Source organism: Bacillus methanolicus (assembly GCF_028888695.1).
GTDB classification, from domain to species: domain Bacteria; phylum Bacillota; class Bacilli; order Bacillales; family Cytobacillaceae; genus Bacillus_Z; species Bacillus_Z methanolicus_B.
On the sequence record NZ_PNFF01000001.1, the window covers coordinates 63,377 to 82,515 of the forward strand.

A 19,139-nucleotide genomic window follows, 5' to 3' on the forward strand; every position below is an offset into this window, starting at 1 on the left:
TTCAATGCTGCTACATCGGAACGTTTTGGAAGTGATTCATCGCACGAAGAAATGCAATAGGTTTTTGTTGAGCGCTCATCAGCGGAAAAATAAATGCAGGTGATCCAGCCCTCTTTTTGCGAAACTTAAAGGCAACCAGACGTCAGAACAAAGAACCAGGACGGCGCAAATTTTAATTGCCGGCCTGGTATTTTCATAGAAATGTAACAAAAAGCGCCAGTCAGCGCATTCTTTCGTACCTTATTAAAACGTATTATAAACATTTTCACATGTTTCGGCGGTTGGTTCATAAAAACAGTGAAGTTTGTAACGACCCGCATGCGGCTGATTATACCATGTAGGAGGACAGGCGCCCGGCGGCCTGAAATACCACAAACTGAATTTAGCCGGCCAATATCTTTCTCCTCTAATTGAGCGGCGGGCTAACTGTTTTTCACTTTCCCTTGCCCTCTGATAAAAATATCCTTTCGTAACAGCTTCAAAAGCATGCGGCTGATAAACCATTTGCGGGATCGTACGTATCCCTTTGAAATCGGAACAGTTTGCCCTAATACGATTTATGCCGACATTGCCGACAAGCAGCATTCCCAATCTGCCTTCTCCCTCAGCCTCTGCCCTTAACAATCTTGCCAAAAGATTAATGTCTGATTCCGTTGCCTTTACAACTGCCACAACATCACCTCCAATGTCTCATCACATTATCATATGTGATCAGTCAGATAGATGATAGAAAAAAATTTAGTGAGTCTTTTTCGTCATGTTGAATGGCAGTATGTCAAATTTTCTATCATCCTTAAAATTGAATGTCAGATTTTCTTACATAAATATGTTAATATTCAGCTGTAATTTGTATAATTGTTATTAAAGATGGTGATTTTGAAAGAGGTGTGAAAAGGCGATGGCAATTGATCCTTCCTATAAAACAAAAAAAGTAATCACGATAGGAATCGTCAGTGAACTAACAGGATTATCAGAACGGCAAATTCGATACTATGAGGAGAGGAAGCTTATTTTTCCCGAACGTACGGAAGGCGGCAACAGAAAATATTCTTTTGCTGATGTAGAACAGCTTATTGAAATTGCCAATAAGCGGGAAGAGGGTATTCAAACATATGAAATCAGGCAGGAAATGCTAAAAGCAAAAGAAAAGAGAAAAGAAGAAGAAAGAAAGGTGCGTAATCAAATGCTGAGGGGGCAAATAAACGCAAGGTTCGGGATTCAAAATAGAAATAACTCCCAGTACTAAAATATGGTTGAAATCCGCTTTTTTCGGGCAATATATTAAATACTCGTTTTTAACCTTCTCGATCGGTTCATATAATTTATTACAGGAGCCGGACTAGGCAAAACAAAAATTGGAGGAAAGCGGATGCCTGTTATAAAAGAGATTGACGAGATGTTATCAAAGAAGTTTTGGGAGTTTATGGGGGAAATAATTCGGAATACAAACCAAACAAAGAAGGTGCTTTACCACTATACAAGTTTAGATCGTTTTATGGGAATGATTGAAAGCAATAACCTCTGGATGTCCAAAGGTAATTTTCTTAATGATTCGAGCGAACTGATCTATATTGAAAAGATTGCCAATGATACGATAAATAAGCTCGAGGACCGGATTATCGAAAAGTATGGAAACAGCGGGACAGACGCTATATTAAGAAACGAATTTATTAAACAATTAAAGGTTTCAATCGGCAAATTTATTCATGATATCACCATTGATGACTTTGAGGTTTATGTACTCTCTTTAACGCAGAATCAAGATTCATTGACTCTCTGGTACCATTATTCTAAAGGAGACGGGTATAATATTGGCTTTTCGACAGAAGCATTGATCAATAAAATGAATGAGGTAAAAAAAAGAATTGAACATGAATTCAACCTCTTTTATGGAAAAGTCATTTACGATAAAGACCAACAAGAAAAAATGTTAATGGAAGCATTAATCCGTTCTTTTGATTGTGTTTATCAATTTAAAGACCGCATCAGCTTTGAGGAAATGGCTGAAAATTTGTACCATCATTTCTTTTTGGTTATCACGTCTTTCTCGATCTTTTTTAAGCACGATTCGTTCCGAAACGAAGAAGAGTATCGGATTGCCTTGACAAGAAGAAGAGAAAGAAAACAAGAGACTGAAGTACTTTTCAGAGCAAGAAATGGCATTATCATACCTTATATTCAGATTCATTTTGTTGAAAAACTTCCCGTACGCCATGTCACAATCGGGCCGAAAAACAATATTGCGATTGCCAAAAATGGTGTTGAATATTATTTGAGAAATAAAGGCTACAACTTGGATGAAATTACAGTCAGCAAATCAGTAGCCACATTAAGATATTGAAAAAGAAATTTTTTGTGATTGAGGCCTCGAAAAACGAGAGGCCTTATCTTTTGGGCTGCTTATTCATTAAACTTTGCTCAGCCATTTTTACTAGTTCACGTACCATGCTGCCCCCGATATTTCCGCCAATTTTTCCAGCTTGGTTGGCAGTCAGGTTGCCATTATATCCTTTTTTCAGAGGAATTCCAGCTTCTTTTGCAATTTCAAATTTTGCTTCATCGGGATTTTTTGCTCCGCTGACCTTTGCATTTAGCTGATTGAGTCCTTCTCTCGCTTCCGGAACGAGAATTTTATTTTTTCTTGCCATTTTGAATACCTCCTTTCTTTTAAGTATTTCCTATAGTCACGTTAAAATTTTTTATAGTTTTTTCCTATTTTTAAAAAAGGCAATAACGAGAAACAAAAGGGGGATGATTACTTGAAAAGGAAGATGCAAAACAAGCGGAACAACCTGTAATCCTTCTTTAAAGTGTTCCGGAAAATTGCTGGCAATTATGATGGATAAGAATAAAATAACAAGCCCAATCGGATAAACAAGCTGCGAAGGTTCTTTGACGCGAAATAAGTTTGCAATGCCTGTTACCGCTGCATACATATATACGGATATTTTAAAGAAGCCGCAGATAGTCAAGGCAAACATAAAAAAAACATCAAGACGTTCTAAAAACTCTGCTACTTGGATTGTTTGTATTGTACTGAGCAAAGGAAATTGCGAACGTGAAGTGAGATTAACACCGAGAACGCAGATGTTAATAGTCATTACAAGAGCCAAGTTGATGCCGCTTAACCCTAAGGCCAATATACCGGTGATTTTCACCTTTTTTGGGTTATTCAAATAAGGGAAAATCATCGCAAATACGATCGATTCCCCAAACGGAATGTACCAGGTTTCAGTATATACAGATTTCATTATCGGCCAAATTCCTTCTTCAAGTACCGGTTTTAAGTTATTGATATCAATCAAACCAGAAGCAATAATAAGAATAAAACCGGAGATAGCAAGAAAATATATGATAACAAAAAGCAATTCCCCTGTTCTTGCTAATACCTCGATTCCTTTTCGAACAGTATAAACAATCACGATCATTAATAATGAGTTCACAATGAACAAAGGAGTTTCTGGATAGAAAAATGTTACAAGCATCTCTCCGAAATCTCTCAAAACCCTTGCAGCAAGATAGGCAAAATAGAGTATGTAAAGAAAGGCAAATACCCGACCGAAAAATTTCCCCATTATTTTTTGTGCATATTCTGTTGGTAGGATATCAGGATAAAATTGATAAAGACGATGATAGACTAAAAATAATAAAAAGCCGCCTGCCATTCCAATTAGAATGGCAAGCCAAGCATCTTGCTTCGCCTCAATCGCAAGAGGGATCAACAAAGCACTGCCTAATTCAAATAATAAAATCAGGACAAACAGCTGGCTTGCGTTGATTTTCGCTTTCTCCACTGATTTGTCACTTCCTTTTCACTAACGATTCATTTCTATATCAGAAAGGTGCGGTTTATTCCTTAAACCGGTGCGGCGTATAAAAGCATCTACCGTCACGTCCACTTCTAATTCATGGAAGTGGACATCATTCCAATCGTGTTTCATCTTTTTCCAAGCTTTTGGATCGGAACGGCGTATCGTTTCGCCAAAACCAAAAATGTCCGATTTATTTTTCTGGGCGCGTTCTACGGCAACATATATCTCTTTTTTTATTTCTTTTTCCAATGCTTTTTCTATGTTCGACAGTACACGCGGATCGGTTAGATCAATAGGTAACGTTACCTCGCCAATGTCTCCTTCTGCACGGACATGAATCGAAATTTTTGGTTGTCCATTTTTCATGTTAGCAGAGACTTTCGTTTTTTGGCGGATTACTTGATAAGCGATTGCCTCTTTTTTTTCTTCCCAGTTGATATTGACATCGGTTGCTTTGATTTTATCAAGTCCCCATACTGCACCTCTTGCTGTTTTCCCTTGAATCCAGTCGATCAATTTCCCTTCTTTAAAAATGGCAATGCCGCTGGCTTCAAGGGATGCTTCGGGGGCGGTTTCTTGAATATTCTCCAGCTTTTTAGCATGTTTGGCAGACCCATCTAAGTGAAATCCGGTGATGACCGGTTCTTTTCCGGGAGATTCGAGAGATCTCATCACTTCTTGAATATTGACGTTCAAATGCTCTCCATATCTTTTTTCCGTAAATTTTAATGTTTTAATTACTTTATTAGCCGGAATTTTATCGAGAGGGGTCAACGTTTTAACGATATCAGCTGCTTTCGTATCACGGGCTATCACAACTGTTGCCGTGCTTCGGAATTCAGGATCGCGATCAAGAGCATCAAAAATAGTGGTGATGCCTTGTTTTTTTGCCAGTTCATCACTAATGACGACAAGGTTTGTATGAGCATAATAAAGCCTTCGCGAGAACTTGCTTGATGCATGCCGGCTCACTTCAACGATATTGTCCCCGGTGCTGGAATATATGATAATTGGCGGCCTCTCCCCGCCTCCTCCACCTTGCAGGCCCCCTGCCACGTTTCCTGGATTTATAATTTGAAAGGTTCCGACATACGTGCCATCTTCATTTATGTCAATACCGAAGGCCGCGATTAATGCAAGATCGGTTAGTTCCTTTTTACTCCAGCACCCTGAGAGCAATAGTGTGGCTGTCAACACTAAGAATAGAAATACTTTTTTATGATTCATTTCGGCCACCTTTTTCAATGTCACGATTGACCATCACACGTTTTTCAGGAGGCTGCGGTCTCTGGTTTTTCCCTTCACGAATCGGATTTTTATCGCCGATTAATCTTGCTCTATTCCTTAAAGCCCACCATGGAACCCGGACGAATGTATCACCCGCATTTGCCGGAATGAACGGCGCAAGCGGAGACATATAGGGAACGCCGAATGAACGAAGGCTGCATAAATGAGCGGTCATCATGATAATTCCTAGAATAATCCCATAGAAACCAAATGTTGCCGCACTGATCATAAACAAAAAACGGATTAATCGTGCGGAAATCGCAATCGCAAATGAAGGCGTTGCAAAGTTGGCGATTGCTGTAATGGCCACGACAATCACCATGGCAGGTGAAACAATTCCGGCCTGTACTGCTGCTTGTCCGATCACAAGAGCCCCGACAATCGATACTGCCGAGCCTACGGCTTTTGGCAATCGGATCCCTGCTTCTCGTAAAATTTCAAACGATACTTCCATTATGACCGCTTCAACAAATGCCGGAAAAGGCACCGCTTCCCTCTGAGCCGCAATTGCGATCAACAGCTGTGTCGGAATCATCTCTTGGTGAAATGTAGTAGCAGCAATATAAACAGCAGGTCCTATAAGGGAAATAAAGAGAGTTAAAATCCGCAAAAAGCGAAGGGCTGTTGCGATATCGAAACGCGCATAATAATCTTCAACTGACTGGAAAAACTGAATAAATACAGCAGGAGCTAAAAGCACGAAAGGAGTACCGTTTACAAAAATAGCAACCCTTCCTTCAAGCAGATTGCCGGCAACGATATCCGGTCTTTCTGTATGATAAAGTGTCGGAAAGGTTGTCAACGTCTGATCTTCAATCAGTTGTTCAATATAACCCGATTCTAAAATGCCGTCGATGTCAATCCTTTTTAGTCGTTCACGTACTTCTTCGACGATTTTCTCTTCGGCAATTTCATTTATATACATAATCGCAACATCTGTTTTCGTAATCTTGCCGATTGTCATCGACTCAAGCCATAAGTCCGGATTTTTAATAATCCGACGCACCATCGCTGTATTTGTCTGAATGTTTTCCGTAAACCCTTCTCTTGAACCACGGACCGATATCTGTGTACTTGGATCTTGAACCGCCCGTTTTTCACCGCCCTTTGTACTAGCGCTCAGAGCCTCATTTATTCCATCGACTAAGATTATGGTTTCTCCTGACATTAACGATAAAAATAACTCATCCCAGTCACTTACTGTTTTTACTTTACCGACAGCAACCATCTCTTCTGCGATGATTTCCAAAGCATTTTTTCGAATTAGCTTTTCTTGTAAATCACGATTCATCGTCATGGATTCGATTATGAAATCGTTGATGAATTGAGTGTCCACAATGCCTTCGAAATAAACAATTGCGGTTTTAATCTCAGAATGATTGCCGATTTTCAACGTTCGGATGACTAGGTCTGAACTTTTTCCTGTTTTCTGTTTTATGATTTCAAGATTTGCTGACAAGGAATAATCAATAGGCTCTAAAAAACGATTATTGGACTGTTCTTGACTGTTTTTCTCTTGTTTTTTCCGTTTAAAAAATGAAGGCATACCATAAAATACCTTTCTTTTTTTATTATATTTTTCGCAGTATATACCTCAGTTATGCATTTATTTCTTATAGGTATAACAGTTTTGTGAAGGAAAAAGATATGGATGGAGAGTGATTAGAAATGAAAAACATTGGTATTGCAATTTTGATGATGGGGCTTTTAATGGGATTGTCTCTAGGAATCGATATTCTTCAAGGGTTTGATATCAGCACTGCGCTGCGCAATGCTTTTAATCCTTTCCTTTTGATGGAAGTTATTGAATTATTTATACTCTTTCTTTTTATTTTCACCTTATTGATTAAACCTGTTCTTTTCTTTTTTCAAAAAAGAAAAGAACAAACAAGCAATCCTCAGTCTGAAAAATAATAAACGGGAACAGGTTGGCCTGCTCCCGAGGGATATGTTGGATTCTGAACAATACTCTAATATTTTTTATAAAGGTCAATAACTGCGTTTATCCCTTTAAAACATACGAGTTTCCGTCTTCATCAAGGAATGTTGCAAAAGTTCCCCATTGCATTTGCTTCGGTTCACTTTCGAATTGGACTCCATTTGCCTTCATTTTTTCATAAGTTGCTTGTATATCATCACACACAAAAACGATGGAAGGCTTCATTTGCTCCCAGCCTTTCATCATTGCTTTCGGGTAAAGAACAAGTGCAGTTTCGGCGCCTTTTGGACCAACTTCAAGCCAGCTTCCGCCAGGACCCATTGGAGTTTCGAGAATAACTTCAAATCCGACTTTTTCAGTCCAAAATGTTTTTGCTTTTTGTTGGTCTTCTACATAAACTGCAGCAGTTGCTATTTTAGTTATCATTGTTTTTCCTCCCTATAAAGTTTTGACAAATGAACTTTATCATGTCGATGAATTTTCGTCTTGTAAAAAAACGACATCCTTTGATTCTCTAATAAGAGTTCATAAACAAATTATAACAACAATTACACATAGCGGTGAAGGGGTCTGGCCCTCAACGCTTTAACGCGTTAACGCTTTTATGCAGAGCGGGCCTGGCCCTCAATATCTGAAAATTAAGATGAATTTAAGGTTGGCTGAACGTGGAGTTAAGGTAAGGTGTTTATATTCAATTTGTAAAGAATGGAGGAGGAAGGTTGTAATGGAGAATTTGATTATTGAAACTAGGAATCTTTCAAAGAGGTTCGGAAGTTTTACGGCGGTAGATGATATTGATTTGAGAGTTCCAAAGGGAAAAATTTACGGTTTTCTTGGTCCAAATGGGGCCGGCAAGTCCACAACCATTCGAATGCTTCTCGGTCTAATCAAGCCGTCAAAGGGCGGCGTCCGCCTGGTCGGCAAACCAATTGACAAAAACAGAATGGAAATTCTCAAGAAAATCGGTTCTCTTGTAGAAAGCCCTTCTTATTACGGGCATTTAACGGCATATGAAAACCTTGAGATTACAAGAAAAATTCTTGGGGTAGATAAAAAAGAGATTGACAGAGTATTAGACATCGTGAAACTCTCAGATGTTAAAAATAAATTGGTAAAAAAATATTCGTTAGGAATGAAGCAGCGCCTTGGAATTGCACAGGCTCTTCTTGGAAATCCTGAACTGCTGATTCTGGACGAACCGACAAACGGCCTTGATCCAGCAGGCATTCAAGAGATACGCTATTTGATTAAAACCTTGCCGGAAAAAACGGGAATGACGGTAATGGTGTCAAGTCATATCTTAAGCGAAATCGAGCTGATTGCAAACCACGTTGGAATTATCCATAAAGGAAAACTAATCTTTCAGGGAACAATGGATGAACTTCGCTCAAGAGGAGAGTCGCATATTACGATCGGAGCAAGTCCGGTCCACGAGGCTGCCAATTTTTTAAAAGAAAAAGGATATTCCATAAAGATAAATGAGAATGGAATTATTGTGAAAGATCACTCCGTCAATCCTGCACAAATTAACAGAGAACTCGTTCTTGGTGAATTTGATGTTTATCACCTGAGCCAAAAGAAAGAGACGCTCGAGCAAATCTTCTTGAATATTACTGCAAAGGAGGACGGGAGATGAGGTTCTTAAATCTGGTAACAGCCGACTTTCTCAAGCAAAAAAGAGGGCTCATTTGGCTGTTTTTACTCGTGATTCCGCTCGGAACGACTTCAGCCATGTTTTTGGATATGTACATCAGATACGATGATTACCTATATTTCCGGGCGCAGGAAAAGGGTGTTTCCTCTTGGGAAATGCTTCTCGCTGAAAATCATGGAGTCTTAAACTGGGGTTTGTTTTTGCCGGTATTCGTAGCTGTGATAAGTGCCATCATCCATTATACCGAAACAAAACAAGGCGCCTGGAAGAGTCTATTAAGTTTGCCGGTTTCAAGAACTTCAGCGTTTCTATCTAAATTTTCGGTCATTGTTTTTTTCAGCTGGCTATTGATCACTTTGAATTCGCTTGGTCTATTTCTTGTTGGTAAAGTCATTGGCTTTCCGGAGCCGTTTGAAGCCGATTTGTACATGGAATATGTTTTGTACCAATTTGCCGGTATTCTTGGTTCAGCAGCCATTCATAACTGGGTAAGTACACTGTTGAAAAATCAAATAAATGCCATTTTGATCGGATTTCTCGGTATGGTCATTTCAATGATTCTATTATTTCAAGCACCTGATTTAAAGGAATTTTCACCTTATCTTTACCCTTATTTTGCTTATTCGCTTGAGGGAAATGAGCTAGCTGCAGCCATTGTTGGCGGAGTTTTGTCTTGTGCCGTCTTTTTATTAATTGGAATTTTTGAATTTAATAGAAGGGATATTTTATAAGGAGCTATTCCTGTAATGAAGAAATTTGAGGTTTGAAACAAAAAGAGCCCTCTTGGTATAGTACAGGGTGTCAATGCATTGACCCCGAATTAATAATTACCAAGGAGGACTCAAGATGAATTATACGCAAAATCGTAAAATCTCGCAAATTACACCATCAACATTAATTGTAGGCATTGATATCGCCAAAGACAAACACGTCGCTCGAGCTCAGGATGATCGAGGAATCGAATTTGGAAAAAGACTGATCTTTGAAAATCGCATACATGGCTATCAAAAACTGCTTGATTGGGTTTCGAGGCATCAAAAGGAACACCAAAAAACACATGTCATTTTTGGTGTTGAGCCGACCGGTCATTTCTGGCTGAGTCTGGCCTATTTCTTGACTGCTAAAGGTTATGACTTTGTCTTGGTCAATCCTATGCATGTCAAAAAAACTAAAGAGCTGGATGATAACTCTCCAACTAAAAACGATACGAAAGATGCACGTGTGATTGCACAGCTGATTAAAGATGGGCGATACTCCGTACCAAATCTCTTAGATGGCATCTATGCAGAGCTAAGAGAAGGCGTCAAATTAAGAGATCAGCTCATCCAGCAGCTTATGATCACAGAAGGTCGTATTCAAAATCACATCCAGCGTTACTTTCCGGAGTTTTTCGATGTATTTAAAGACTGGGAAGGAAAGGCAGCTCTTTGTACATTAAGAAACTTTCCATTCCCCTCTCAGATTAAAGAAATGACATCAGAAGAAGTTCTTGCGAAATGGAAACAAGAAGTAAACCGTGGTGTAGGAATCAAACGAGCTACAAAGTTAATAGAAGCAGCGAAAAAGAGCATTGGTATCCAAATTGGTATCAAGTTTGCTAAACGTGAATTGGATTATTTACTCGATCAATATGAGCTATACAAAGAGCAATTAGGACAGTTAGATAAGGATCTGGAAGCACTTGTAGTAACGATACCTGGAGCGAAGGAAATGATCAATATTCAAGGCTTAGGTCCTACAACAGTCGCGCTATTCTTCGATGAGGTCGGGGATATAACAAAGTATAGTCATCCCCAGCAATTAGTAAATCTGGCAGGGCTGTCATTACGTGAACATAGTTCCGGGAAGTTTAAGGGGCAAACCAAGATCACAAAACGAGGACGAAGTCGATTGCGAAGAGCTTTATACTTGGCCATTCGTCCACTCGTTGCCCATAATCCAACGTTTAAAGCCCTGCATCAATACTACACAAAGCGTCCTGATCGACCTTTGAAGAAACAGCAGTCACTGATTGCCTTGTGTTGTAAATTACTACGTGTCTTATTTGTCATTGGTCAAAAACAGTGTGAATTTGATGGTTCAAAGTTATTGAGAGGTTTGCCTCAAATCGATTCATTACAGGCAGCTTAAGGCTTTATTAAGTTCATGAAATCATTTCAGAATACCGTAATTATCTCAAATGACAAACACCAATAGTGCAGAGTTGGAGCTTATTTATTCCATACGGGCATGTGACCCAGCAAAGGAGCATATCCAACCTCCACCTCATGGATACGCAGGACGAAGGAATGTATGGAATTCAATCCGGAGAGATGTGGGAGGGTTAGCGACCGTGAGTGATGTGGAGATGATGAAGCACGGTTATACCTTATTTTTACCAAATAAATACAATTTGGTTGATAGGATGCCCCCTACCTTGTAAATTATTTAAAAAAATTCAACATATATCCATTAAATGAGGTGTGTATTCTATTAAGTGTCTATGAAATTTTGAGAAAAAGCGAGTATTCGGGAGAAAAATAAACTTTATTGAGGGAGGAAGAAACATGTTAAAGGTGCTTAAGATCGAATGGTATAAATTAAGGCGAACAAAATTAATTCTTACGGCAACATTGCTTCCGCTTCTTGCCGTTTTTCAAGGCCGGTTATTTGCCTTATCTAAGGAAGAAACCGAACCAAACTTATGGGGAACGATGTTTATCGGAACCATGTCTCAATATACATGGCTTCTTTTTCCAATCCTTATTACCGTTGTCATCGCGATTATGGCAAGAATGGAACACAGCAATAACAGCTGGAAACAGCTTTTATCCTTGCCTGTAAAAAGAGAATCCGTCTATTTTTCAAAATTAATCATCAGCCTGTTCATTATTTTTTACAGTATTTTCGTTTTGATAGCGGGAATGGTTTTAGCTGGAATTTCAATCAGGGCAAGCGGACCGATACCGATTGAAATGGTTGTTAATAGGCCGATTATATCTGCCATTGCTTCACTTCCTATTATCTCGCTGCAATTCTATTTAAGCTATCGCTTCTCTCATTTTGGAATTCCGCTCGCAGCAGGGATAGGAATGAGTTTGCCTTCGATGCTGGTTGTCAACTCAGGAAAATATTGGATTTATTACCCATGGACCTATCCGATTGTATCCGGTTTGAGCGAGATGTTTGGAACAGACGGAAAAGGTCCAATCATGTATACTGTGTGTTTTGTATCGTTTCTTCTGTTCATTTTGTTTGGTCTTTATCAGTTTAGGAAAAAAGATATCTTTTAGGGGAGAAATTTTATGCATGTTGAGGGAATTGCTGATCGGAAAATACTCTTGATTGATGATGAAGAGGATATCTTGAATCTTCTTGAAACAGTACTGTTAAAAGAAGGTTTTCAGCATATTTATAAGGCCACAACAGGCGGGGAGGGCATTCAGCTCTGCAAAGAGTTAAAGCCGGATATGATTGTTCTTGATATTATGCTGCCTGATATTGATGGCTTTGAAGTTTGCAGGAGGATTCGGAAATTTTCATTTGTACCAATTATTTTTCTGTCTGCCAGGTCGGATGACCTCGACAAGCTGCTTGGACTAGGAATTGGCGGGGATGATTATGTGACAAAACCGTTCAGCCCAAAAGAAGTTGCGTTTCGAATGAAAGTTCACTTCAGGAGAAAGCAGTATGACGGGCTGGAAGACGAAAAAGAAAATCGGAAATATGTGTTCGGTGATATTGAAATTGATCCTAAACGGGGCGAAGTGACAAAAAGCGGCAAACCCGTGATTTTAACAGCCAAAGAGTATCAGCTTCTCTTGTTTATGGCGGAAAATCAGAATCAGATATTAAGCAAACGGAAGATTTGCGAACGGGTTTGGGGAGAAGATTATTTTGGCTATGATAATACGATTATGGTTCACATCCGCCATTTAAGAGAAAAACTCGAGGATGACCCGGGAAATCCGGTTTATATTAAGACGGTAAAAGGGCTCGGATACAAGTTAGTTGCAAGGAGAGAATAACGTGAAGTGGAAAATTACAAGCAGATTCCTTGCTGCAATTATTATTACTATCATTATTTCTTTATTTGGCATTATGTTTTTAAACATAATGATATTTTATAAGGGTCCGAAAGATCCGGAAAAGCTTTTAAGTGTAAATGCTTCTTCGATCACATTGGAGTTTGGCGAAAATATAAAGTACCAGGATGGAAAAATTCACATACCGGAAGATAAACTTCAGGAATTGGAAAACTATCAGAGCTGGATTCAGGTTCTTGACGAAGACGGAAATGAAATTTTTCAAAAATATAAGCCGGCCCATGCACCAAATCATTATACACCAGGCAAGCTGATTTTTTACCATAAGTATTCAGGTGCAATTAAGGGATATACGATCTTTGTAGGAATTTTAGATGTCGGTGGGCGCAATCTCAGTTATATTATGGGGTTTCCGGTTGAAACCGTTGCAAAGGCCTCATTTTATTTCAACCCAAAGACAATCATTAGGGATATGCTTCTTTTTTTCGCAGGAACAACGGTTATAATTATATTGATTTCATCGATTGTCGGTTATTTGTTTAGTGCCCAGTTAGCGAAACCGATTCTAAAGGTCATCAGCGGAATTCAAGCTTTGGCAGAGGGGAAATATGTAAAAAAAGAGGCTCCGAAAGGGATTTATAAGGATGTCCATAAGAGTTTGAACCACTTATCAGATACTTTGGAGCAAAATGAAATGGAAAGGCGAAAAACGGAAAAAATGAGGGAAGAATGGATTACAAACATTACTCATGATTTGAAAACGCCGCTTGCTTCTATTAAAGGTTATTCTGAAGTGCTTGTCGATTCTAAGTACGATTTGGTAACAGAGGAGAGAATAAAGTACGCAAGTATTATTTTAAGCAAGTCAAAATATATGGAAAACCTTGTGGAAGATTTGAAGCTTACGTATCAACTCAAAAATGAACTTATTCCGCTGAACCGAAGCCGTGAGAATATCGTAGAGGTGGTAAGAGACACGATTATTGATATTTTAAACCATCCACAATACGAAGAAGCACCTATATCGTTTGAGGCAGGAGCAGAGGGGATCATGTTTTTTGGGGATCAGCTGCTTTTGAAGCGGGCAATCTCCAATCTTATTTATAATGCGCTTGTTCATAACCCGAAAGGTACTGAAATAAGGGTAAGAGTTAAGAAAGCTGAACAAATAATCATCGAAATTGAGGACAATGGAAAAGGGATCGAGCCAGAGGAACTCGACAGATTGTTTGACCGATATTACCGCGGAACGAACACAGGAGAAGCCCACAAAGGCTCCGGCCTCGGCCTTGCCATCGCTAAACAAATTATCGAAGTACACAATGGTGACATATACGTCGAAAGCAAACTCAATTACGGCACAAAAGTAACGGTTTTATTTGGAGGTCAGACCCGCGACGCTTTACCACTTTAACGCTTTTAAGTAGAGCGGGCCAGGCCCTCAATGCTTTACAGCGTTAACGCAACGCGGGCCGGACCCTCAATGTGGTGATGGTATTCCTTTTGTTGTTTTTTCAAAAGGGTATTGTTTAAGTAATATTGCTTCTTCTAATGCTTGATCTGTGATTTCAGTTTTTCCGCTTAGATCGGAAATGGTTCTCGCAAGACGAATGATCTTGATTTGATGCCTTGTACTCAAATTTTCTTTGATTGAAACTTGATTTAAGAATTTTTTTTGATACGGCAAGAGAGGGGATTGTTCTAAGAGTAAATCAATGGGAACTCTGGCATTGCTGATTGTAGTACCATATCTTGCATATTGAAACTTTCTCGCAACCGCAACTCTTCGCTGAATAGAGGCGGAGTCTTCGTTATGCTTTTGGCTTTCTTCTTCTATGTTGACTGATTTTAAGGTTAATAGTATATCCATCCGGTCTTTAATTGGACCGGAAATTCTTCTTTGATATGAAAAAATTTGTCTGGGGGAACATACACAGTATTGAGTATTAGAATTCAAATAACCGCAAGGACAAGGGTTCATGGCACCAACAAGAATAAATTTTGCCGGATAAGAAACGGTTGATTGGACTCTGCTTATCGTTACTTCCCCGGTTTCCAGTGGCTGCCGCAGCATATCAAGCGTTTTCTTTGAAAACTCTGCCATTTCATCTAAAAATAAAACACCATTATGAGCCAAAGAAATTTCACCGGGACGAGGGAAGGAGCCTCCGCCAATAATAGAAACAGAGGAAGCTGAATGGTGGGGATTTCGAAACGGCGGTTCATATACGAACGGATACTGTTGTCCGGCTAATTGATATAAACTCAATACTTCAAGACTTTCTACTTCTGTTAGCTGCGGTAAAATAGTAGGGAAAGCTTCAGCTAACATACTTTTCCCGCAGCCCGGAGGCCCAATTAGCAGAATATTATGTTGGCCGGCAGCAGCAATTTCTAAAGCTCGTTTTGCCTCTTTATGTCCATAAATATTGGAAAAATTTCTATCATATGAATGACTAGTTTGAGTGGAAGGAAGAGGATCGCTTCTTCTTGGAAGTATTAGAGTCTTTTCCCCTTGAAGATACCGAATTGTCTCTTCCAAGGAATTGATAAAAACCAATTCGACTCCGCTCAATTTTTCAAACGGGATAGAGTCATCAAACGGGCAGAATATTTTCTTAATGCCTTTTTTCTTTGCCCCTATAATGGCAGGTAAAATGCCACTAACTGGCTGTACAGTGCCATCTAACGACAAGGCGCCCAAAAAAGCACTATTTTCCGGGATTTCTTCTTTTATAAAATGAATATTTTTTAAAATTCCGATTGCAATGGCCAAATCAAAAAAGGGTCCATTTTTCTTCTGTTCAGGCGGTGAAAGGTTCACGATGATCTTTTTTTCGAATAATCCTTCCGAAAAAGATGAAAGTATTGCCGCCAGCACCCTCTGTTTTGATTCTTTAACTGAAGTGTCCGGCAATCCGACGATTCTAAAAGAATGCGGACCATCAAATACTTTTACTTCAACATTTACGATATATCCTTCCATTCCTTTCAGACCTAAGCTTTTTGTAACAATAGACATGTATGATCATCCCTTTTCGTTTTATTAAAGTTTACTGAAATGAGAATTTTTCAAAAATGGATTTTTTGCTAACAAAGGCGTTAGGAGTTCACTATTTCTTTCTTCTAATATCAAATAACGCATATAATTCTTATTTGAAGGAGAAGAAAAATATGAAAGGATTCTTTCCGTGGAAATAAGAGGATTTGTTTTTTGAGGTGCAATATAAGCTGCGCAGCTGCTCCAACGGTAGTATTCGGGACTTTCAACCATTTTCGCTTCAACGGGGTTTAAGTGAATATACTTGCTTGCCTCCAACATATACCAATCGTCAAGTATTAATCTTGCCCAATATCTGTCTTGAAAGACATGTCCAATTAATTCAAACTTCTTGTTAAAATAAATAGCGTATCGGCTATTTATAATTCTCATTATGTCACTTAAAGGGGTTTCTTTTGTTTCTAGCTGGAGATGAATGTGGTTAGGCATTAGACAGTAAGTGTGGAGAATAAAGGGTAGTTTTTGCTGCGTTTCTTCTATTAGTCCAAGATACTTTAAATAATCCTTGTTGTCATAGAAGATTTCGGATTTTCTATTTCCGCGCAGAGTAATATGGTAAATAGCACCCGGGTACCATATTCTCGGTTTTCTAGGCAATGAAACCACCTTCCTTTCAAATATTTGCAATACACTATTTCTCCATTGATTCAAGAAATCCTTCTTGCAAAAAGAGAAGATAAAACAAACAAAGGCCGGTATCAAAACACTAACACTTTAACGCATTAACGCAGAGCGGGCCAGACCCTCAGTGCTTTAACGCATTAACGCAGAGCGGGCCAGACCCCTAATCTGAAAGGAATTGATTGATGTGATTGAGCTTTTGTTTTTGATGCTTGAGCGGGTTGGTATTTTGATTATCATGGCGTTTTTGCTTTCGAGGATGAAATCATTTCGCCAAATCGTTCATAATGAACACAGGTTTAAAGAAAAAATGATCTTGATCGCCATTTTCGGAACATTCGGAGTGATCAGCAACTATACGGGAGTTGAAATTGAGGAAGGATTGATTTCTTCCCGATCGTGGCAGACGGATGTCCATTACGACGGCGCTCTGGCCAACACAAGAATCATGGGAGTCGCCATCGGTGGATTACTCGGCGGACCTCTTGTCGGCTTGGGCGGTGGACTTATTGCCGGTCTGCATCGTCTGACACTTGGGGGCTTTACAGCTGCCGCATGTTCGATTTCAACGATTTTGGCCGGAATTGCGACCGGCCTGATTGGCAAGCGTTTCAACATTCAAAAAGAAAAATCACCATTGTGGGCGATGTCGATTGGAGTTTTGATGGAATGCATTCAAATGGGAATCATTCTTCTTATTGCAAGGCCTTTTGAATCTGCATACCACCTTGTTGAAGTCATTGCCTTACCTATGATCACCATTAATGGGTTTGGAACGCTTGTCTTTATATTAATCATCCAAACGATACTTTTAGAAGAGGAAAAAACCCGTGCATTGCACACTCATAAAGCGTTGAACATCGCTGAGCAAACTCTTCCTTTTTTTCGCCAAGGGCTGAATGTTGAGTCTTGCCGGGAAGCAGCAGAAATTATTTTAAAATGTACGAATGCTGATGCCATATCGATAACGGATGAACATCTTGTTCTAGCTCATGTCGGCATTGCATCAGACCATCATAAACCAATGGAAAGCCTGAGAACCCAATTAACAAAAAAAGTATTGGAGCAGGGAAGGATCATAAAAGCGAAAACACGTGAAGAAATCCAGTGCGTGAAAAAGGATTGCCCATTACAGGCAGCCTTAGTCATGCCGCTCAAAGCTCATAATCAAACGGTAGGAACGCTAAAACTATATTATTCTCATCCGGACAAGCTCGATCAGGCAGAGCAGGAGCTTGCGGAAGGGCTAAGCAGACTTTTTTCCACACAATTGGAGCTTGCAGAAGCCGAACTGCAGCGAAAGCTGTTAAAAGACGCAGAAATTAAAGCGCTGCAGGCCCAGGTCCATCCGCATTTCTTATTTAACGCAATTAATACGATCTCAAGTCTTATTCGAATAGACGCAGATAATGCAAGAAAGCTTTTAATTCAATTAAGTGTGTTTTTTAGAAGCAATCTTCAAGGGGCCAGACAAATGCTTATCCCACTTGAGAAGGAGATTGAACATGTAGAAGCATATTTGTCGTTGGAACAAGCCCGTTTTCCGGAAAAGTACACAGTCAAGATCGAAATTGATCCATCCTTAAAAAAAGTATATGTTCCGCCTTTTACTCTCCAGCCTTTAGTTGAAAATGCCATCCGCCATGCTTTTGCAAAAAGCAAAAAGGGCGAAGTCACCATAAAGGGCTGGTCTGAAAATGGAAAAATGATTCTAACAACGGATGACAATGGAAGGGGAGTTCCGCCGGAACTTTTAAGTTCACTTGGGAATACAACGATAAAATCTTCTAATGGAACGGGAACTGCATTGTGGAACATAAAAAAGCGGATCGAAGAAATTTTTGGGCCTGATGGGGCTTTTATAATTGAAAGCGAGCCTGAAGCGGGCACAAAGGTTACAATTACCCTTCCACTTGTACAAACGAAGGAGAGTGAGGAATATGCTAAAGGTTTTTATCGTTGATGATGAACCTCTGGCTAGGGATGAGCTGGCATATTTGCTTCGGAGGACAAAAGAGGTAGAAATAGTTGGAGAGGCAGACAATGTCGCAGCTGCTTTGGAACAAATCAAAATGGTAGAGTCAGATGTTATTTTTCTAGATATACAGCTCGCTGATGAAAGCGGCTTGGATATTGCCCAAAAGATGTTTGAACTTGACCGCCGGCCTGAAATTGTTTTTGCAACCGCTTATGACGATCATGCTCTAAAAGCATTTGAGTTAAATGCGGCCGATTATATATTAAAGCCTTTTGATGAAATACGGGTTAAGCAAACAATTGAAAAATTGAACAAGCTATTTAAAAAACGGGAAGAAAAGCAGGAGGTTATGCAAAAATCGTTTAATAAGGACCGGACGGAAAAACTGGCTATAAACGTTGAAAATAAAATTGTTTTGATTAACATTAAAGATATTTTATATATTTGCACGATTGAAGGAAAGACAGTGATTAAAGCAAATAACAAAAAATATCAGGTTGCCGAGCCACTCGTTACATTTGAGCGGAAGCTTCAAAACACCCCGATTATCCGTGTTCACAGGGCCTACCTTGTTAACCTGAATGCCATTACGGAAATTGAGCCGTGGTTTCATTCCACATATAACTTAATCATGCAAGATGGTGAAAAAGTTCCAGTCAGCCGGACATATACAAAAGAACTTAAGGAGCTACTTGGATTTTGATAAAGTGCGGGTACAAAATATTCACAATACACAACAAAATTATGAAAAAAGAGTATTGC

General features: G+C 39.3%; 19 protein-coding genes. 11 read left to right on the forward strand and 8 right to left on the reverse strand.

Annotated features, from left to right (window positions below; genetic code table 11):
* Window positions 1-243 precede the first annotated feature (243 nt).
* Window positions 244-672, reverse strand: coding sequence for a cell wall hydrolase (locus C0966_RS00235; protein WP_274853145.1), 429 nt, complete (start codon window positions 670-672; stop codon window positions 244-246).
* 226 nt (window positions 673-898) lie between these two features.
* On the opposite strand from C0966_RS00235, the gene C0966_RS00240 reads away from it, so the two are divergent.
* Both C0966_RS00240 and C0966_RS00245 read left to right on the forward strand, forming a co-directional pair.
* Window positions 899-1,246, forward strand: coding sequence for a MerR family transcriptional regulator (locus C0966_RS00240; RefSeq protein ID WP_274853146.1), 348 nt, complete (start codon window positions 899-901; stop codon window positions 1,244-1,246).
* Between the two features lie 123 nt (window positions 1,247-1,369).
* Entirely contained in the window at window positions 1,370-2,341 is a 972-nt protein-coding gene (locus C0966_RS00245; protein ID WP_274853147.1) for a DUF2971 domain-containing protein, read from the forward strand.
* Between the two features lie 43 nt (window positions 2,342-2,384).
* Here C0966_RS00245 and C0966_RS00250 read toward each other — a convergent pair whose 3' ends face one another.
* Genes C0966_RS00250 through C0966_RS00265 form a run of 4 tightly spaced genes read right to left on the reverse strand, consistent with a single transcriptional unit; the run spans window position 2,385 to window position 6,645 of the window.
* Window positions 2,385-2,648, reverse strand: coding sequence for an alpha/beta-type small acid-soluble spore protein (locus C0966_RS00250; RefSeq protein WP_274853148.1), 264 nt, complete (start codon window positions 2,646-2,648; stop codon window positions 2,385-2,387).
* Between the two features lie 51 nt (window positions 2,649-2,699).
* Window positions 2,700-3,794: a GerAB/ArcD/ProY family transporter gene (locus C0966_RS00255; RefSeq protein ID WP_274853149.1), complete on the reverse strand. Its 1,095-nt coding sequence runs from the start codon at window positions 3,792-3,794 to the stop codon at window positions 2,700-2,702.
* Between the two features lie 21 nt (window positions 3,795-3,815).
* Window positions 3,816-5,039: a Ger(x)C family spore germination protein gene (locus tag C0966_RS00260; RefSeq protein ID WP_274853150.1), complete on the reverse strand. Its 1,224-nt coding sequence runs from the start codon at window positions 5,037-5,039 to the stop codon at window positions 3,816-3,818.
* The gene (locus tag C0966_RS00265; RefSeq protein WP_274853151.1) at window positions 5,029-6,645 is read right to left on the reverse strand and encodes a spore germination protein; all 1,617 of its coding nucleotides are present in this window, start codon (window positions 6,643-6,645) and stop codon (window positions 5,029-5,031) included. Before C0966_RS00265 ends, C0966_RS00260 begins: the two co-directional genes overlap by 11 nt.
* A 122-nt stretch (window positions 6,646-6,767) precedes the next feature.
* On the opposite strand from C0966_RS00265, the gene C0966_RS00270 reads away from it, so the two are divergent.
* Complete coding sequence (locus C0966_RS00270; RefSeq protein WP_274853152.1) at window positions 6,768-7,013, forward strand: hypothetical protein; 246 nt, start codon at window positions 6,768-6,770, stop codon at window positions 7,011-7,013.
* An 88-nt stretch (window positions 7,014-7,101) separates the two neighbouring features.
* Here C0966_RS00270 and C0966_RS00275 read toward each other — a convergent pair whose 3' ends face one another.
* The gene (locus C0966_RS00275) at window positions 7,102-7,464 is read right to left on the reverse strand and encodes a VOC family protein (RefSeq protein WP_274853153.1); all 363 of its coding nucleotides are present in this window, start codon (window positions 7,462-7,464) and stop codon (window positions 7,102-7,104) included.
* Between the two features lie 298 nt (window positions 7,465-7,762).
* Here C0966_RS00275 and C0966_RS00280 point away from each other — a divergent pair, with 298 nt between their 5' ends.
* From C0966_RS00280 to C0966_RS00305, 6 genes are all read left to right on the forward strand, one after another.
* Window positions 7,763-8,674 (forward strand): ABC transporter ATP-binding protein, encoded by a 912-nt coding sequence (locus tag C0966_RS00280; protein WP_274853154.1) that lies wholly within the window; start codon window positions 7,763-7,765, stop codon window positions 8,672-8,674.
* Window positions 8,671-9,423, forward strand: coding sequence for an ABC transporter permease (locus C0966_RS00285; RefSeq protein WP_274853155.1), 753 nt, complete (start codon window positions 8,671-8,673; stop codon window positions 9,421-9,423). Before C0966_RS00280 ends, C0966_RS00285 begins: the two co-directional genes overlap by 4 nt.
* Window positions 9,424-9,538: 115 nt before the next feature.
* Window positions 9,539-10,822 (forward strand): IS110 family transposase, encoded by a 1,284-nt coding sequence (locus tag C0966_RS00290; protein ID WP_274853156.1) that lies wholly within the window; start codon window positions 9,539-9,541, stop codon window positions 10,820-10,822.
* A 416-nt stretch (window positions 10,823-11,238) separates the two neighbouring features.
* A complete protein-coding gene (locus C0966_RS00295) occupies window positions 11,239-11,964 on the forward strand; it encodes an ABC transporter permease (RefSeq protein ID WP_274853157.1) in 726 nt (241 codons plus the stop codon).
* Between the two features lie 12 nt (window positions 11,965-11,976).
* Window positions 11,977-12,699 carry a response regulator transcription factor gene (locus tag C0966_RS00300; RefSeq protein WP_274853158.1) on the forward strand — a complete coding sequence of 241 codons (723 nt, stop codon included), beginning with the start codon at window positions 11,977-11,979 and terminating at the stop codon, window positions 12,697-12,699.
* 1 nt (window position 12,700) lies between these two features.
* Complete coding sequence (locus tag C0966_RS00305) at window positions 12,701-14,131, forward strand: sensor histidine kinase (protein WP_274853159.1); 1,431 nt, start codon at window positions 12,701-12,703, stop codon at window positions 14,129-14,131.
* 66 nt (window positions 14,132-14,197) lie between these two features.
* Here the strand turns inward: C0966_RS00305 and C0966_RS00310 are convergent, their stop codons facing one another.
* Window positions 14,198-15,739 carry a YifB family Mg chelatase-like AAA ATPase gene (locus C0966_RS00310; RefSeq protein WP_274853160.1) on the reverse strand — a complete coding sequence of 514 codons (1,542 nt, stop codon included), beginning with the start codon at window positions 15,737-15,739 and terminating at the stop codon, window positions 14,198-14,200.
* 24 nt (window positions 15,740-15,763) lie between these two features.
* Window positions 15,764-16,375 (reverse strand): REP-associated tyrosine transposase, encoded by a 612-nt coding sequence (locus tag C0966_RS00315; RefSeq protein ID WP_274853161.1) that lies wholly within the window; start codon window positions 16,373-16,375, stop codon window positions 15,764-15,766.
* A gap of 211 nt (window positions 16,376-16,586) precedes the next feature.
* Here C0966_RS00315 and C0966_RS00320 point away from each other — a divergent pair, with 211 nt between their 5' ends.
* Window positions 16,587-18,362 carry a sensor histidine kinase gene (locus tag C0966_RS00320; protein WP_274853162.1) on the forward strand — a complete coding sequence of 592 codons (1,776 nt, stop codon included), beginning with the start codon at window positions 16,587-16,589 and terminating at the stop codon, window positions 18,360-18,362.
* Entirely contained in the window at window positions 18,340-19,080 is a 741-nt protein-coding gene (locus C0966_RS00325; protein ID WP_274853163.1) for a LytR/AlgR family response regulator transcription factor, read from the forward strand. The genes C0966_RS00320 and C0966_RS00325 overlap by 23 nt, the downstream gene beginning before the upstream one ends.
* Window positions 19,081-19,139 lie beyond the last annotated feature (59 nt).

What these genes read in the sequence shown, in the direction of transcription:
- C0966_RS00240 (WP_274853146.1), top strand. Translation starts at nt 899, where the DNA reads ATGGCAATTGATCCTTCCTATAAAACAAAAAAAGTAATCACGATAGGA.
- C0966_RS00245 (WP_274853147.1), top strand. Translation starts at nt 1,370, where the DNA reads ATGCCTGTTATAAAAGAGATTGACGAGATGTTATCAAAGAAGTTTTGG.
- C0966_RS00250 (WP_274853148.1), bottom strand. Translation starts at nt 2,648, where the DNA reads ATGGCAAGAAAAAATAAAATTCTCGTTCCGGAAGCGAGAGAAGGACTC.
- C0966_RS00260 (WP_274853150.1), bottom strand. Translation starts at nt 5,039, where the DNA reads ATGAATCATAAAAAAGTATTTCTATTCTTAGTGTTGACAGCCACACTA.
- C0966_RS00265 (WP_274853151.1), bottom strand. Translation starts at nt 6,645, where the DNA reads ATGCCTTCATTTTTTAAACGGAAAAAACAAGAGAAAAACAGTCAAGAA.
- C0966_RS00270 (WP_274853152.1), top strand. Translation starts at nt 6,768, where the DNA reads ATGAAAAACATTGGTATTGCAATTTTGATGATGGGGCTTTTAATGGGA.
- C0966_RS00275 (WP_274853153.1), bottom strand. Translation starts at nt 7,464, where the DNA reads ATGATAACTAAAATAGCAACTGCTGCAGTTTATGTAGAAGACCAACAA.
- C0966_RS00280 (WP_274853154.1), top strand. Translation starts at nt 7,763, where the DNA reads ATGGAGAATTTGATTATTGAAACTAGGAATCTTTCAAAGAGGTTCGGA.
- C0966_RS00285 (WP_274853155.1), top strand. Translation starts at nt 8,671, where the DNA reads ATGAGGTTCTTAAATCTGGTAACAGCCGACTTTCTCAAGCAAAAAAGA.
- C0966_RS00290 (WP_274853156.1), top strand. Translation starts at nt 9,539, where the DNA reads ATGAATTATACGCAAAATCGTAAAATCTCGCAAATTACACCATCAACA.
- C0966_RS00295 (WP_274853157.1), top strand. Translation starts at nt 11,239, where the DNA reads ATGTTAAAGGTGCTTAAGATCGAATGGTATAAATTAAGGCGAACAAAA.
- C0966_RS00300 (WP_274853158.1), top strand. Translation starts at nt 11,977, where the DNA reads ATGCATGTTGAGGGAATTGCTGATCGGAAAATACTCTTGATTGATGAT.
- C0966_RS00310 (WP_274853160.1), bottom strand. Translation starts at nt 15,739, where the DNA reads ATGTCTATTGTTACAAAAAGCTTAGGTCTGAAAGGAATGGAAGGATAT.
- C0966_RS00325 (WP_274853163.1), top strand. Translation starts at nt 18,340, where the DNA reads ATGCTAAAGGTTTTTATCGTTGATGATGAACCTCTGGCTAGGGATGAG.